Origin of the sequence: Streptomyces sp. (assembly GCF_036566765.1) — a bacterium.
GTDB lineage: Bacteria > Actinomycetota > Actinomycetes > Streptomycetales > Streptomycetaceae > Streptomyces.
In genome coordinates, this window is sequence record NZ_DATCVQ010000317.1 from 1 (window position 1) to 14,578 (window position 14,578).

At 67.1% G+C, this 14,578-nt stretch carries 22 protein-coding genes; all 22 read right to left on the reverse strand.

The window, feature by feature from the left end:
- Positions 1-105: 105 nt before the first annotated feature.
- The 22 genes from VIU94_RS18355 to VIU94_RS18460 all read right to left on the reverse strand — a co-directional run bounded on the left by VIU94_RS18355 (position 106) and on the right by VIU94_RS18460 (position 14,574).
- Positions 106-492: a phage tail termination protein gene (locus tag VIU94_RS18355; protein WP_331912825.1), complete on the reverse strand. Its 387-nt coding sequence runs from the start codon at positions 490-492 to the stop codon at positions 106-108.
- A gap of 14 nt (positions 493-506) precedes the next feature.
- Positions 507-698, reverse strand: a complete 192-nt coding sequence (locus tag VIU94_RS18360) for a hypothetical protein (protein ID WP_331912827.1) — start codon at positions 696-698, stop codon at positions 507-509.
- Positions 698-1,069 (reverse strand): hypothetical protein, encoded by a 372-nt coding sequence (locus VIU94_RS18365; RefSeq protein ID WP_331912829.1) that lies wholly within the window; start codon positions 1,067-1,069, stop codon positions 698-700. Before VIU94_RS18365 ends, VIU94_RS18360 begins: the two co-directional genes overlap by 1 nt.
- Positions 1,069-1,407: a hypothetical protein gene (locus tag VIU94_RS18370; protein ID WP_331912831.1), complete on the reverse strand. Its 339-nt coding sequence runs from the start codon at positions 1,405-1,407 to the stop codon at positions 1,069-1,071. Before VIU94_RS18370 ends, VIU94_RS18365 begins: the two co-directional genes overlap by 1 nt.
- On the reverse strand, positions 1,407-1,991 hold the full coding sequence (locus VIU94_RS18375) for a hypothetical protein (RefSeq protein WP_331912833.1): 585 nt from the start codon (positions 1,989-1,991) through the stop codon (positions 1,407-1,409). The genes VIU94_RS18370 and VIU94_RS18375 overlap by 1 nt, the downstream gene beginning before the upstream one ends.
- Before the next feature lie 38 nt (positions 1,992-2,029).
- The gene (locus VIU94_RS18380) at positions 2,030-2,263 is read right to left on the reverse strand and encodes a hypothetical protein (RefSeq protein ID WP_331912835.1); all 234 of its coding nucleotides are present in this window, start codon (positions 2,261-2,263) and stop codon (positions 2,030-2,032) included.
- Between the two features lies 1 nt (position 2,264).
- Positions 2,265-2,648: a hypothetical protein gene (locus VIU94_RS18385; protein WP_331912837.1), complete on the reverse strand. Its 384-nt coding sequence runs from the start codon at positions 2,646-2,648 to the stop codon at positions 2,265-2,267.
- Positions 2,649-2,660: 12 nt separating this feature from the next.
- Positions 2,661-3,605, reverse strand: coding sequence for a phage major capsid protein (locus VIU94_RS18390; protein WP_331912839.1), 945 nt, complete (start codon positions 3,603-3,605; stop codon positions 2,661-2,663).
- Positions 3,606-3,665: 60 nt separating this feature from the next.
- Positions 3,666-4,187: a hypothetical protein gene (locus VIU94_RS18395; RefSeq protein ID WP_331912841.1), complete on the reverse strand. Its 522-nt coding sequence runs from the start codon at positions 4,185-4,187 to the stop codon at positions 3,666-3,668.
- Between the two features lie 55 nt (positions 4,188-4,242).
- On the reverse strand, positions 4,243-5,259 hold the full coding sequence (locus VIU94_RS18400; RefSeq protein WP_331912843.1) for a hypothetical protein: 1,017 nt from the start codon (positions 5,257-5,259) through the stop codon (positions 4,243-4,245).
- Entirely contained in the window at positions 5,243-6,664 is a 1,422-nt protein-coding gene (locus tag VIU94_RS18405) for a phage portal protein (RefSeq protein WP_331912845.1), read from the reverse strand. Before VIU94_RS18405 ends, VIU94_RS18400 begins: the two co-directional genes overlap by 17 nt.
- A 15-nt stretch (positions 6,665-6,679) precedes the next feature.
- On the reverse strand, positions 6,680-8,386 hold the full coding sequence (locus VIU94_RS18410; protein ID WP_331912847.1) for a terminase large subunit: 1,707 nt from the start codon (positions 8,384-8,386) through the stop codon (positions 6,680-6,682).
- Positions 8,364-8,633, reverse strand: coding sequence for an HNH endonuclease (locus VIU94_RS18415; RefSeq protein WP_331912849.1), 270 nt, complete (start codon positions 8,631-8,633; stop codon positions 8,364-8,366). Before VIU94_RS18415 ends, VIU94_RS18410 begins: the two co-directional genes overlap by 23 nt.
- A gap of 670 nt (positions 8,634-9,303) precedes the next feature.
- Positions 9,304-9,891 carry a phage terminase small subunit P27 family gene (locus VIU94_RS18420; RefSeq protein WP_331912851.1) on the reverse strand — a complete coding sequence of 196 codons (588 nt, stop codon included), beginning with the start codon at positions 9,889-9,891 and terminating at the stop codon, positions 9,304-9,306.
- A gap of 955 nt (positions 9,892-10,846) precedes the next feature.
- Positions 10,847-11,176, reverse strand: coding sequence for a hypothetical protein (locus VIU94_RS18425; protein ID WP_331912853.1), 330 nt, complete (start codon positions 11,174-11,176; stop codon positions 10,847-10,849).
- A gap of 32 nt (positions 11,177-11,208) precedes the next feature.
- Positions 11,209-11,538: a hypothetical protein gene (locus VIU94_RS18430; RefSeq protein WP_331912855.1), complete on the reverse strand. Its 330-nt coding sequence runs from the start codon at positions 11,536-11,538 to the stop codon at positions 11,209-11,211.
- 304 nt (positions 11,539-11,842) lie between these two features.
- Entirely contained in the window at positions 11,843-12,073 is a 231-nt protein-coding gene (locus VIU94_RS18435) for a DNA-binding protein (RefSeq protein ID WP_331912857.1), read from the reverse strand.
- A gap of 168 nt (positions 12,074-12,241) precedes the next feature.
- Positions 12,242-12,601: a hypothetical protein gene (locus VIU94_RS18440; protein WP_331912859.1), complete on the reverse strand. Its 360-nt coding sequence runs from the start codon at positions 12,599-12,601 to the stop codon at positions 12,242-12,244.
- Positions 12,602-12,754: 153 nt separating this feature from the next.
- The gene (locus tag VIU94_RS18445) at positions 12,755-12,928 is read right to left on the reverse strand and encodes a hypothetical protein (RefSeq protein ID WP_331912861.1); all 174 of its coding nucleotides are present in this window, start codon (positions 12,926-12,928) and stop codon (positions 12,755-12,757) included.
- Positions 12,929-13,028: 100 nt separating this feature from the next.
- Entirely contained in the window at positions 13,029-13,310 is a 282-nt protein-coding gene (locus VIU94_RS18450; RefSeq protein WP_331912863.1) for a hypothetical protein, read from the reverse strand.
- A 608-nt stretch (positions 13,311-13,918) separates the two neighbouring features.
- Positions 13,919-14,395 carry a hypothetical protein gene (locus tag VIU94_RS18455; protein WP_414720970.1) on the reverse strand — a complete coding sequence of 159 codons (477 nt, stop codon included), beginning with the start codon at positions 14,393-14,395 and terminating at the stop codon, positions 13,919-13,921.
- On the reverse strand, positions 14,392-14,574 hold the full coding sequence (locus tag VIU94_RS18460; RefSeq protein ID WP_331912865.1) for a hypothetical protein: 183 nt from the start codon (positions 14,572-14,574) through the stop codon (positions 14,392-14,394). Before VIU94_RS18460 ends, VIU94_RS18455 begins: the two co-directional genes overlap by 4 nt.
- Positions 14,575-14,578: the final 4 nt, after the last annotated feature.

Here is a 14,578-nt window from a genome sequence, read left to right on the forward strand (position 1 = left end):
CACGTTGTCGGCGTCGTTCGCCACGGGATGCCTCCAGGCATAGCGAGGACCCGTGCGGCCAGAATGCCGACGGGTGAATGGGTATGGGGGCGCGGGTTGGTCGAGCTACGCGGGGCGGATGACCATGCTCATCACGAGCACGTACCGCGGGATCGGGTCGGTCTCGGACGCTGCCTCGAACGGCAGCCACACCACGCTCGTCTCATCGACGCCGTAGATACGGGCGCCCGGCAGGGCAGTGCCGGCCGCAGCCAGCAGATGAGCGGAGACGTCCGCGACCAGCTGCCGAGCCTGAGACTTGGTGGCCGCCAGGACGTCGATGTCGAGGACCCTGTCGGCGGTGATGGACCGCTGCCGCGAGCCGCCGCCGCCGAGGGACACCGCCACGACGGGGAGTCGCTCGGCGATAGTGGCCGGCCACTCGGTGCCCACGAACACGCCTGGCAGCAGGGACCTGAGATAGGTGGCAGCGACCAGCTCGATGTCTGGCATTGCCGCCGGGGCTGTCATCGCCGCTTGCGGCCCGGCTCCGGCGCCTCGGGCTCGGCGGCCGGCGTCGGCTCCGGAGCCGCGGCGGAGGTAACGACTCGGGCGACGCGTCCGTCACGCTGCATCTCCCGCAGCTGCACGTCATCGACGTCGATCACGTCGCCGGGCTGATGGGTGCCGTGCCAGTAGGCGAGTTCGATGCGGGGCATCAGGCGCTCCTCAATGTGTCCAGGGCACGCCCGAGCGTGCGGGTTTTCGGCGACCGGCCCGTCTGCGGGCGGTTGCGACTGGTTGCGGGGCGGCCGGACCCGAACTCGACCTGCAGCGTCCACGGTGCCGTCGCCCCGAACTCGGCACGCCAGCCGTTGGGCCTCAGGTTCGCCGCCGAGTAGATGCTCTTCACGTACTCGTTTTTGCGGCCGCTGGTGTACGTCAGGCCTGTGTACTTGGGGGCGATGGCGCGGGCCGCGGCGGCACCGCGATCCGCAGCCTCTTTGACCAGGGTCTCTACGGCCGGGGAACGCGCGAACTCCTGGAATGCGCGCGGGTTGGGTACGTAGCGGAACGACGTGGAGGGCATCAGTCGACCTCCTTAAGGTCGGCTTCGATGTGGTGGACGCCGCCGCCCGGGGCTGGCCATCGGGCGACTTCGCCCGTGACCTGGAGCGTCATCCCGTCCGACTCGATGCGGTCGGTCTCGCGCAGGTCCAGATCCATCCGCCTCGGCGTGTACAGGCGCCAGCCGGTCACGGTGACCTGCCGGTCGTCCGTGTCCTCGACGGATCCGCCTTGCGGCTGGACATTGACGCCGTCCACCGGGATACGGGTGGCGCCGGGGCCCCAGTCGTCCTGCTCGTTGCCGTACTCGTCCGTCACTGTCGCGGGCCGGACGATCGTGATGCTCTGCAGGAACAGCATCAGACGCTCCTGATCCGCACTGTTGCAGAGGTGCGCCGGTAGCGGTCCAAGACCCGCATCTCTGTCTTCGACAGGAGGATGCCGAGAGCCTCGCCTGTGGTCGGGATCAGGTAGGTAACGGACTCGCCGCCCACTGTCTCCGAGCGCAGCTGCGACGGGTTGACCATGACTCGGTTCACGGCCTGCATAACGATCGCCGCGATGTCCCCTGGGACCGGATCCCAGCCATGCGTGTACGTGACCGTCGCCTGCGGCGGCTGGTGCGCGGCAGGCGGGCGCGCCCACGACCAGGCCCTCAACAGCAGCTCATTGCCGTCCAGCCACCAATCCGCAGTTTCCACGCCGTTGACCTGCACAGACGTCACGGACTCGATCGGACGCTGCGGCAGCGTGACCATCCCCGCGCAGCCGTAGCGCAGGGCGTCCACGCGCCGCATCGTGAACGTGTCCGTCGTCGTCGCTTTGGTGATGTCCTGCCGGACGTAGGCACGGACCACGCTGGACGCCTGGTCCAGCAATGCCTGTGCCTGCAGCTCCTGCTGAGGGGTGAACGTCCGGCCCAGGAGGGTGGCGAGGTCGGCCACCGTAGCCAGCGAAGGCAGTGGCATGGTGGCCTCCCCGTCTACTCGTCGCCGCTCTTGGCGTCGCCGCTCTGAGCGGCCTTCAGAACTCCGGACACCGTGTAGGCGTCGTCGTCCTCTGGGTCGACGCGGTCGCCGCGGTAGCCGACATCCCAGCCGCCGCGCTCGTGGACCTCGTCGGCCTCCGTCGCCGCGGCCTCCGTGGTCTCTGCCTCGGTGGCCTCGGGCTGCTCCGATTCTTCCGGCTCCTTGGCCGTGGCCTTGCGTGCCGCCATGTCAGCCCCTCGCCCTCTGTGTGACCGGCGTGTACGTGTTCGTCAGCCGGTCCGGCGTCGCCGTGCCCGCGTTCACGGCGGCCACGGTGTATGTCTCCGACTCGGCGTCGGTCTCCGGGGACCAGCCGCCGAACCCGTAGGCCTGCGGCTGCGCGCGGCCCAGCGTCACCGACGGGGAGCCGGTGGCGCTGGCGGCTGCGGAGAGCACCGCCGCGGTGTCCGACGTGACCGAGGCGATCGTCGCCGCGGCGGGGATGCCGGTGCCGGTGATCGTGCGTCCGGCGTCCTCCTCGTGGAAGACACCGGCCGCCGCCGTGATGGCCGTGCTCGCGTTGGTCGTGCCGATAGTGACCGTGCGCGCTTCGTTGCTGCGTCCTGCGACCATGGCTCAGCCTCCTTACGGCAGGTCGAGACGGGCCACCGGGTAGCGGCTGGCCTCGGTCGGCTGGTCGTTGTTGATGGTGTTGGAGACCTGCCAGCCGACGCGGAACGTGAGGCGGATCGCCGTCATGTCCTGTTGGGCGAGGTTGTAGATGATCGCCCCGGTGTTGTCCTGGATGACGGCCTGGTCGAGGATCTTCATCGAGATGTCCGAGCGGACACCGACGACGAACTGCGACCAGTCGCCCATGAACAGCTGGGGCGACCCGGACGCGGTCGGGAACAGGCCGCGCATCGGGTAGACGACCGGCATACCGTCGATCATCGACAGAGCGCCGTTCACGCGCGTCTCGTCGAGCTTCTTGCCCTGCGAGTCGCGGGACTTGCGGAGCTTGGACTTGACCGACGTGGCGCCGACGAAGCCGTCGACCTCGAAGCCATCGCCCTCGACCTTCTCGTAGCCGTTGTCGATGTCGCCGAAGAACCCACCGGCCGTGGCCGCCGAGTTCGCGGTCACAGCGTTGCCGGCCGCGGTCGCCGCGGCGGCGATGCTGGTGGGCCACGAGGCCGGCGCGTTGGTGCCGAAGAACACGGCGGCGTCGAGGGTGCGGCCGAACGCTTCGGTGATCAGAGGCGCCGCCTCGTCCCACACGTTCGCGTCCACGTCGGCCAGGACGTTGTCCGGGACCGGCATGATCGCCGCGATCTCTTCGACGTTGAGGAACTTGTTCGTCCAGTTGACCTCGGTGGTCTGCTTCAGACCCGTGTCACCGGTGACGAAGTACGCCGTCGGCAGCGCGCTGAGGACCGGGAACCGGACCTGGCCGCGGCCGACCGGCACTCGACGGAACAGGCTGAGCGTCGCCGACTGCTCAAGCGCCTTCCCGAGCATCTCGTTCGAGACTTCCTCGGGGATCAGGGCCGAAGCGTCGGTACGCGAAGTGATGTTGTTGTACGGCACGGCTCAGTGCCTCCAATGCATGGGTGAGACCCGGCCGGAACGAGCCGCGCCGGAGGGGGATCAGCCCAGGCCCGCCTTCTGGCGGATCAGGGCGTTCATGTCGGTGGTGGCGGGTGCGCCCGTGCGCACACCGCCGTCGTAGCTCGGGGTGTTCCGCTGCTGCTGCGTACCGAGCGCCTCGAGCAGCGCGTCGGCGTCGGCCTCCAGGGCCTCCTGTGTGGAGCCCTGCAGCCGGGCCGCCCACTCAGCGGGCAACTTCTTCGCCGCGGCGACCTCGTAGCGGAGCAGCCGCGCCGTGGCGTCCGCAGCCTGCTTCTCCGCGGCCGTCTTGGCCTCGGTGAGCTTCTGCGCGTCCGTCTTGTCGCGGTCCTGGAACTCCTGCAGCTGCCGAGACAGATCTTCGATCTGCTTCTGGCTCGACTTCGCAGTCTTTTCTGCTGCAGCCGCTCGCTTGCGCTCAGCGGCCAGGGCCTTCTGTCCGGCCTCACCGAGACCGGCAGAGACGTCGTCGTGCTGGCCGGCATCCGTCGCGGACCCCGAGTCGTCACTGACGTCGGTCGTGCTGGTGTTCTCGTCAGCCATCGCGGCCGACTCCTTCCGATCACCCCGCCCTCGCGGCAGGGACACTCAAGATCGGCTACACGATGTAGCCGTAGCGGCGCAGCAGCTTGATCTGCTCGGCGCGGTCATCGGCGATGCGGAAGATCTCTTCAGGCATCAGCCGGGGGGTCATCGTGCGGCCGTAACGCCGCGAGGTGGCCTGGCCGAATCGCAGACCAGCGGTCTTCTCGAAATCGCCCTTGCCAGCGGCACGCAGGCGGCTACGGCCGTAGAGACCGCGCTTCGTCGCGCCCTCGTGCGTGGTCTGCAGCTTGCGGCCGTGGACGTGCGCCGTGTCCATGCCCCGGCGCGCGTTCACGACCTGCATGACGTCGGCGCCCTCGCCGATCGCGCGAGCCCCGTCAACGGTGAACACGCGGCGCTGCTCGGCCGGCGACATGCTCTCGAACAGCTGCTTCGGCGTCGGGACGCCAGGCCACTCGTGCTGACGCAGCGGCAGCGTCTCGCAGTCACAGTTCGGATGCCGATCGAAGCCCTCGGAGTAGCGATACATCTGGCCTGACAGGACGATGCAGCGCGAGCACGCAGGCAGCTGCACCACGCGCACGTAGGCCACGCAGTTCCTGTTCGCTGCCATGCCGACCTGGTCGGCCGAGCGCGCCGTGTCCGCGACCGCGGTCGACGCGTAGCGGGCCATGTCCGCCAGCCCACCGAGCATCGCCTCCTCCGGCAGAAGCCCGGCCGCCAGGCGACGCCGCACGCCGATGGCAGGCAGGAACAGGAGTGTCTCCAGAGGGCCGCCGTCCGGCGCGATCCCTGCGAACGCGCCTGCGACGAGCGTGGCTTCGGCGAGCGCCGTCCCGCCTTGCGCGGCCATCTGCGCAGCGATGTACGCCTGCGCCGCGTCCGCCACGGTGAACTGCCCCTCCGTGACGGCCGCGAGCATCGCGGCCCCGGCTGGGCCCGCAAGATCGTCCTCGATCGAAGACGCCGACAGGCCCTTCCACAGCTGCTGGATCTGCTCGACGATCACCCGGATCGTTGCCGACACCTGCCGGTAGCGGGTCTGTCCGAGCTCAGCCGGAGTCGCCATCCGCCGCTCCCGCCGTCACTTCAGTGTCCGGCTTCGGACCGTATTGGCTGGCCACGTCGCCGCCGAGAATGCGCGCCGCCTGCTGGTCGGCCTGCTCGCGCCACTGCGCGATCTCCGTCTGCGACGCGCCCCAGCGCTCCCACAGAGCCTCGCGCGGGACGCCGAGCGTCGACATCTTCATGAGCGCGTCCACGAGCTCGCCCTCGGTACGGAACTCCGGGTTGTGCCAGATCACTTCGATCGCCGAGAGATCCCGAACATCGCCCGCGGCCCGCAAGTACAGGCGGACGATCTCCTCGATCGCCTCACCGAACGGGCGGATCCGCTGCTTCACCTTGGACACGAGTCCCGACTCGGCAGCCTTCAGCGCATCCCCGGAGATATTGACCATCGAGCCGAGGAGGTACTGGCTCGGGGTGCGCGTGCGCGCCGCCATGTCCTTGACGTCCGACTCGACGGCCTGCAGATACGGGCCGATGTCCGTCGCCGAGAACTCGCCCATCTGGACGTTCTCGTCCTCGATCACCCACAGTCGGTCGACTGCGGCCCGGAAAGGCTCGACCGGCTGCCCGTTGTCGTCCGTCGGTACCTCGTAGCCGGTCATCCACCGCTGCCGGAAAGCGCTGAACTCCTGCGCCATCAGCCGGTCGATGAGGGTCTTGTTGATGCGGTCCTGGATGTCGAGGACGTCCTCGATCTCCGACATGCAGCCGCCGAGCAGGTCAGGCCGGTTCTGCATCTCGATGAGCGGCACCACGCCGAGCGGATTCGGGGCTGGCCACGCTTCACCCTCAACGGTGCGAGGCTCCCAGCGTGGTTTCCCCATCGAGCCCGTCTTCGGCGTCGGCGCCGTGTACTTGAACAGGCCGCCCGGCAGGTAGACGGTTGCCATCAGGGCGCCCGTCCAGTCGTCGGTCCACACCTTCAGCCCCGCGGCCCGCTCGCGGCGGCTGCCCGGCACGTAGGCAACGATGGCCTGCGTGCAGTCCTCGGCCGTGACGATCGGGGTCGTGGCATCGGCCGGGTTCGGAGCGACGAGCATGAAAGCCCTGCCGACCTTCACGGCCTCGGTGATGAGCAAGTCACTGTCGGCGTCGAGGTTGTTGGCCTGCCAGATGCGCCAGGCCTCCTCATCGCCCATCTCTCCGTTGCCGATGCGCATGCCGTCGACCTGGATGCGTTCCGCCGTCGCATCCACCACAAGACCCGTGTAGTTCGAGCGCGCCTGCCGCAGCAGCCGCCGGAACGCATCACGAGCCTTGTCGGCGATCCGCGCCAGGGGATGGTCGCCGCAGTAGTAGCAGCGCATCTTGTCCGCGTAGTCGCGGCGCTGCTCCAGCTCAGCCCACAGCTTGTCCAGCCACCACAGCGGCTCGCCCGGCTTCGGCTTCTCAGCAAGGGCCACGAGCACCCCCTCGCATCAGAATCCGACCGCTATACGGCTCTTCTTCTTCGGCCTGCGCAGATATCCGTCCAGGCCCATCACGGTCGCCGCGATCCCGTCGATCCGGGTCTGCGACTTCCGCCTGTTGGGTTTCGTGGGTCTGTAGTTGTCGTTGCCGTCCGCGATCGTCTCGACGCAGCCGGCCATCCACCGCAGCACCGGATGCCCGCCGTGAAGAAACGACTTCTCCAGCAGGAGACGGTCCATCTCCTTGCAGGCCGGTGACAGCCCGAGAAACGTCTGACTGATCGGCGTCACCTTCACGCCGCGCTTCGTGTCGCGGTCGACGTTCTGCACCAGCTGGCCGGCGAACATGCGGTCGTAGCCGAGCCACTGGACGTCATAGAACGCGCAGTCCTTCAGGACCTGCTTTTCGATCGTGTCGTAGTCGACCGCGTCGCCTTCGGTCAGGTGTAGGAAGCCCTCGCGGGCCCATTGCGCCAACGGGACCTGCAAGTGCCGCTGCAGGTCCTCTAGTCGCTCCGACGGAAGCCAGAAGCGGGAGACCAGCTCCACCTCGACGCCGGGCTGCTTCGACTCCACGGCCAGCACGAACGCACTCAAGTCGGAGACTGCGGACAGGTCCAGGCCGCCCCACGCGCGGCGCCCCTTCAGCTTCGACTCGTCGACCATGCCGGCGACCTGGTCCCACTGGCGGACGTCGATCCACCGCGTCGAGGCCTTCTCGCGGATGTTCAGCGACAGCCGAAGGAAGGTCGGGTAGTAACTCGGCGTGGCCTGCGCCTTGTTCGCCTCACGCCGCAGGTACGCCAGCGTCGGCGACGTCCCCAGCCCGGGGTTCGCGCGCCGCCACGTCTTCTCGTCGAACGGATCGTCCGTCTCACCCGCGGCCCAGATGACGCCGTAGTGCGCCGGATCCTGCACCACGTTCTCCGCGACCTTGCGCGTGTACGAGTGCTTCTCGTCGTAGATCGAGCCCTCTTGCGCATCATCCGCCGTCGTGATGAACACGATCAGCGGCTGATCACGCGCGCCCGTGCCCGTCTCGATCGCATCGATCAGATCGCGAGCCTTGTGTACATGCACCTCGTCGATCACAGCCGCCGACACATTGAGGCCATGAGCAGTCTCCGCGATCCGCGAAAGGGCCCGGAACACCCCACCGGTGCGCGGCACCCGGATCACGCTGGTCAGCACCTCGGCGCGGCCCTTTACCGCCTTTGACGTCTGCGCCATCCGCTTCGCGTCGTCGAACACACGCTTCGCCTGCTCCAGCGAGCCAGCTGCGGCGTACACCTCGGCCCCAACCTCGCGGTCCGCCAAGAGCATGGTCAAGCCAATGCCCGACGACAGGGTGCTCTTGCCGTTCTTGCGGGGCACCTCGATCCAGCAAGACCGCACCACGCGGACCGGCCGGCCGAGCTCCGGGTCATCCCACAAGTAGCCGAACACCGGAAGGATCACCCAGAGCTTCTGCCACGGGGCAAGGCGGAGGAAGTTTCCGCCCCAACGCCCCTTGGTGTGCTTGAAGCTCTCGATGGCGGTGACGGCCCGTCTGGCCGCTTCAATGTCGAACCACGAACCCGGCTGCTCTGGAACTTGGTTGGCAACCACAAGAGGCCTGGATTCCCAGGCCTCTTGGATCTCTTCATCAGTCATGCCCAACTCGCCCAGCGCCTCGTATGGCACTGGCAGCTGCTCAGGCGGGAAGCGCTCCGTCATCCATGCCGCCTTCCAGGCGGTACATCAGGAACTCCAGCAGTTCCTTCGCGCCCTTTGAGCTGTTGCACGACTTGCAGCATGCAGCCAAGTTCCACCAGTGGTCGGTGCCGCCGGTGACGACTGCCTGTAGGTGATCGTTCGTGTCCGCCGGGGCTCCACAGTAAGAGCAAGGTGAGTTCAGGTTGAGGTTCCGGTACCAGGCCGACTCGGCACGATCAGCTCGGGTCATGCCAGCCTGCTCGCCCATGCGTCGCCTCGCGTCCTTAGCTGCGAAGCGCCCTGGGTTCGTCGCTCGGTAGTGAGCGTCCAGGTGAGCACTGCAGAAGCCGCGCGCTAGGTGCGGACGTTCACACCCCTCGCGCGTACAGGTCTCTGGCGGCGAGCTGTTGCGGCGTAACGCATTCACGTCGCCGTGCTTCGCCAGTCGCCTCCGGTGCATCGAGCACATCCGACTGTCTCCACCGTTGCGCTCGCAGCCTTCAACAGAACAAGGGGTCCTGCGGTCTGGAAGATCCAGTTGGCCGAAGGCCCTCATCCGTTGGTAATGCCTGCCGCAGAGACCCAGGCTCTGGATCGGCTCAGCGCAGCCGTCGGCCGAGCAAGCCGCTCCGTTGTACCGCACCTTAAACACCGCAGAAGGGTCGCCATGCCTCCGTGCTCGGGAGTAGTGCATGTTGCACATACCCTTCCCGAACAGGGGCTTCTCGCAGTCTTCAATGGTGCACAGCCGTTGCACCTTCGCCTTAGCCGCCAGCTCCACCGAGCCAGTGGTGCGCCATCGCTGGTAGTGCGTTGCGCACCAGCCGCGCGCCAGTCTCTCTCGGCCGCAACCCTCAATGCTGCATGTAGCGTTACCCACGTCGACTCCTACAAAGTCGGCCACGCCCCGGGGGTGTTAGCGCACCCGCCGGGGTCCTCTAATCGAAGACGCTGTCCTCGTCGTCTTCGTTCCCCTCCGGCGGCGTCAACCGGCCCCGCGCGCTGGGCGACAGCCCGAGCTCGCCGATGTACGCCTTCAGCTGCGTCCGGTACTGCGACGCGATCGTCGTCAGAGGGTTACGGCACGGGCCTCGCTGCCCCATCGTGACCAGCCCTTCGATGGACAGCTGCCGCTCGCACCACTCCACCCGGGCCACGCACACGCAGTAGTCCACAGCTGTGGACCGGTCCACCGACGACAGGCCCGCCATGTGCTGGAGGATCGGCACGACGCGCTGCCACTCGCGGCCGGCCACCTCATGCCCGAACGCGGCAGCCTCACCTGCGAGTTTGAGGCGCTGCCAGTGCGCGACCTCGGCCCGGTACTCCCGAAGCTGCTCGTCGTCTGCGCCTCTCGGCGCGCGCGGCTTGGCCGGGAGACGGATCTTCGGGAAGAAGCTCGACCAGTCGGGCTCGACGAGCTCGGATGGCGGGAGCTTCACGCCCTCGCGAACAGGGCGCTTGCTGGGGTTGCCCTCGCGGACGACCTGCAGAGGGGGCTTCGGCTTGCGTCCGGGGACGGCCATCGAAGATCACCCCCAAGTTGATCTTGAGATCAAAAATTCAAGATCTACGGCGCTAGCATTTTCCCTCCCCGGCGGTCTCTGGGGGAGATGATCATGGGGGGTACCCCACCCCTGGCCTGCGGTTTTGCGCGTTTTCGCAGGTCAGAGTGGGTGCGGTCCAAATGGGCCCTTTGATCTGCGGTTTCGCGCCGCCCTCTTGGTCGTTTGGAACTGATCGACTCGGGCCTTCGCTGCATCAATGATCTTGGCGGCTCGTGTCTTGCCCGCTCGGGCCTTGATCGTCTCGTGCACTGCGCATCGGTCGACCATGATCCTCGGTGCATCTGCCCTTGCCCTGCGGCATGGTGATCACTGCTGTCGGTCAGCGTTCCATCCGCCCGGCTGATGCCTCGCGGTCTCGCTGCTGTGGCATGGCTTGCATAGCCCTCGTCCGTACTGTGGATCATCAGCGTCCAGGCCTTGAGCCTCTAGCTGTTGGCGTGAGCGTGGCCAGTGGTCTGCCTCGGTGGCTGGCTGCTGCCTGCACAGGACGCACACGGGACAGGCGTCGAGTACGCCCTGCCTGAACCTGTGCTGATGCCTCGTGCCGTAGCCGCGCTGGCGTGCTGTGCCTCGTGCCCTGTTGTCCCTGCCGTGTTCCGGGCATGGCTTGGTCTGGTCACAACCTGGCCTGGAACATGGAGGCTTGAGCCTGCTGGGCACATTGATCACCTTGCCTGCACTAGCCTGCCTGATCCGCTATCAAGGGGGATGACATGGCCAGTGGATGCCGTGACTGCACGACGTGTACGAAGCCAGGGCTGGCGAGGATGATGCAGAACTGGGGTGCCGGGTTCCTGCACTTGTGCACGTGTGGGATCAGCTTCGCCATCAAGCGGGGCGCGATGCGGCATTGCCCGCAGTGCAAGCACCTGCTGTCCAATCACCAGCGCAGGAGCGATGGCTCGTTCCGGGACTAGTACCGCAGGGCCCGCGTTACCTTGCCATGCGCGTACTGGATCTCTTCTTCTACCTGCTCCCGGAACTTCTCGAAGTCACCCTCGATGCGGATCTTCAGCGGGTACCCGTCGGGATCGACCGGCACCTCGTTGGCGGGGATGCCGATGGTGTCCTCGAAGACGAGGACGGCGCGGGCGCCGATCTGGTCCTTGACGTTCTCCCACCCTTCGAGCCACGGGCGGAGGGAGCCGAGCGAGTCGCTGTTTGCCTGGTCGATGACGAGGGCGAAGGGCGGCCGCTCGTCGCCAGCCCCTTCGGGGAGTTCGAGGATCTGGATGCGGGCCATTGCGGGTTGCCTCGCTCAGTCGATCGGGGTGGTCAGATGCCGAACGCGAGCAGCTTGAGTTCGGCGTTGTCGACGTCGACCTGGAGCGGTGATCCGTATGCGTCCGTGGGGAACGGGCCGATGTAGCGGCTGGCCGACTGGGGGATGCTCACAGTCTTGGGCGTGACGGCCTGTCCGTCGGTCAGGCCGGGGAGCCGGAGGGTCACGGTGCGCGCGACGGTCGAACCGGAGTTCCGGACGAGGAGGACGACGCGGCCGTTGTTCGCGACGACGTGATTGTTCGTGGCGTCGCCGGTGACCTCGGTCGGGGCCGCTACGCCCGCGCGCGTGATCTGAGTTACCGGGATGGCTACGCGAGGCATGGCGAGCTCCTTCAGTCGGAGGTGTCAGGGCTGGGGTGCGGTGACGAAGGGGGCTCGCTGGTAGGCGGCTTGCTCGTCGGGGGCGCGGACGTAGGCGGCTTGCTCGTCGGCGACTTCGTGGCGGAGGGGCCGGGCTCAGGGCTGCAGCGGTCGCTGCTGCAGCCTGCGAGGCCGAGGACGAAGGCCGCGGTGAGCGCGGCGACAGTGAGCGTTCGGCGCATGGCTCCTCGAAGGATTGGGTGCCCCGCCGCCAGCAAGGGCGGACGACGGGGCATCGGGGTCCGCGGAGGACGTTGACCCCGAGCTAAGCGACGCGGAGGCCCGCGGGCATGGCCGGCGTCGCACCAGGGGTGATGAGCTCGCGAGTCCACTCATCGCGTTCGGCCTTGGGGAGCTCGAAGACGTTGTAACGAACCTGGCCACGACCGGAGCCGTACCGCTTGATGCGTCCCTCGTGAGCCCACCGGCGGATCGTCACGCCAGGTCGGCCGGCGTAATAGGCGGCGGCTTCCTCGTTGACGAGAGCGGAGGCCATTGACACCTCCAGGGCAGCAAAAAGGCCGCCGTTTCGCGGCGGCCTCAAGAGTCACAAAGGTCCAGTGAGACACACGTTACGTTCGCCCAGTTCAGCCGTCAACTAGAACTGACAGGCAGGGCCCCGACCGGATTCACCGGTCGGGGCCCTGTCACGTCCGGGTAGCGACTACGGCTGTGTGGCGTCCTCGATCATCTTGTTCCTGTCGAAGTTCCCGTCGTCGTCCGTCCATCCCAGATCGTCGATGACCTGGGCTACTACGAGGGCGTCGTAGTCGTCCTTCTTCAGCCCGTCGCATGCTGCGGGCTTTCCCTTGTCGCCGTGCGCCCGAGCTTTGAGGGCGTTGACGCAGTTGTTGCCGATGTCTTCGTAGGTCGGCTGGCTGAGCCAGTACGCGCCCCCGCCGATGGCGAGAGCCCCCGCGGCGATGGCGGCGACGATCCACGTCTTGCGCCTACTCGATGCAGGCCTCGGCGCATGGCTGGGCATGGGCGGGGTGTTGGGCTGCGGTGGCAGTTCGGTGGTCATAGTCCCCCCAGGAATTGCTGATCCGTATGTGATGGACTCGTGAAGGCGGGTCACGGTTGCATCGGGGATTCGTTCGGCCTGTACGGTCACAGCAGCGTCCCCGCACTAGACCTGCGGGGACGCGCTGTTGTGGCGGGTCAGGGGCGGTGCGGGTCAGCGGTGACTCCGCTTGTGGTCACTGAGCTGCTGCTTGCAGGGGCGGCACTTGCGTTCGGGCCCGTTACCGACAACCGGGGCCGGGATGATCTGCCCGCAGATGGCACGGGTCGAGCCGTGCACCAGCGGCCCGCAGTCGGGGCAGTGGAAGTGGCTTTCGAGGACTGTCATATCAGCGTCCCCTTTCAGTTCTGGGTGGAGCTGCGACCCCACCAGCGGTTGTTGTTCGTCGTCTCGCTGTACTCCTGGTAGACGGTGCCTGTTAGGCGGATCACGTGCTCCGCGTCCAGCCGCGTGCCACATCGAGGATCAACGCAAGTGCACGCGCGTGGAAATATTCGCGGCCCTTCACGGGCTGTTCCCCTGCGTCGCGCAGGGCTGAAAGGCAGACTCGCTCTAGGGCGACAGCCTCGCCACCAGTCAGACCGTCGATTACGAGCTCAACGCGGTCATACCCATCGAGCCGATGTGTAGCAAGGCGACGCCGTCCGTCGCCGGAGGTGATGCCTAGCTTGACTGCGTCGTTCGCCTCGTCGGAGACGATGTAGAACACTTCGTAGGCGCGACCTTGACAGAGCGCGCAGATACCCGTTCCTTGCTGCACATTGTTCGGCCGCGGGTCGCACTCGTGTCCAGCCGCGCACTTCACTCTGTGCGGAGTCATAGTGCCGAGCCACTTGGCCTCAAGCAGGGTCGCGCCGAGCTCGTCGAGACGGGCACGAAAGGCGGTCTCAGCCGCCAGCGGATCCTTGCCGGCGCAAGTACGGCAGATGCCCTTACCCTGCTGAATGCTCTTCGGTCGCGGTCTACTCTCGTGCCCTTGCGCGCATCGAATGCGGTGAGGCCGCATGACCCCAAGCCACCTTGATTCCAGGAGTGTTGCGCCGAGCTCATTCAGTCTTTCACGGAAGAAAGACTCGGCAGCCTTGGGATCTCTGCCAACGCAAGTTCGACAAATGCCAATTCCCCGCTGAACATCCGATGGACGTGGCGCACACGCGTGACCAGCCACGCATTGAGCGCGGTGCGGGACATCCACTCCGAGCCACTTCGGTTCGAGAAGTGTCGCGCCGAGCGCATCTAACCGAGAAATGAATGCCACCTCGGCCTGCATAGATCGGGCGGAACGGCGACGTTGCACGGGTGCCACGCGGGGCTCCTCTACTCTCGAATATTCGTTCGCGCCCACACGCCAACGTTCTTGGTGCGGACGTTGCGTTGGTCCTGGTATACCGGGCCGTTGTTGTGGTTGTGAATCTCGTCGGGCAGGGCGCTCTTGGCCTTCTTCGCGAGCCGGGCCAGGGCGAGGACGAGGGCGGTGGGGGCGCCGAAGACGAGGCCGCATACGACGGGGTCGGCGAACTGCGATACGTACATGAGGACGGCTGCTGTGCCGCCGACCATGACGGTGGTCGCTCCCCCGGCGAGCATGAGGACGCTCGCGTCGGTGGCGCCCTGGCTCATGGGCGGCCGGCCCTGCTGAGCGACGGGCGGGGCATCGCCGATCAGCGGTGTGGGGCTGGGGTCGCGGTAGCTGGTCGTGGCGAGTGCGTCCTCGACGGCATTGAGGAGCATCCGCGCGTTGTCGTCGATCTCGTTGTCGGCCGTCTGGTCGGGCAGGGGCTGGGGCATGGTCATCCCTTCTTGTCGAACTCGCCGGCGGCGGACTTGATCCGCCAGATGGTTGTGTCGCGACCGGTGCCGGACTCGCGGACGAGGCGGCGTGCGGGGCGTTGGCGGCCCTGCTTCCGCTCGGCAGCTGCGTGGACGACTTCGTCTTCGGACGGGTGGCGGCTGGTGCGGTTGAACAGGCCCACGGCG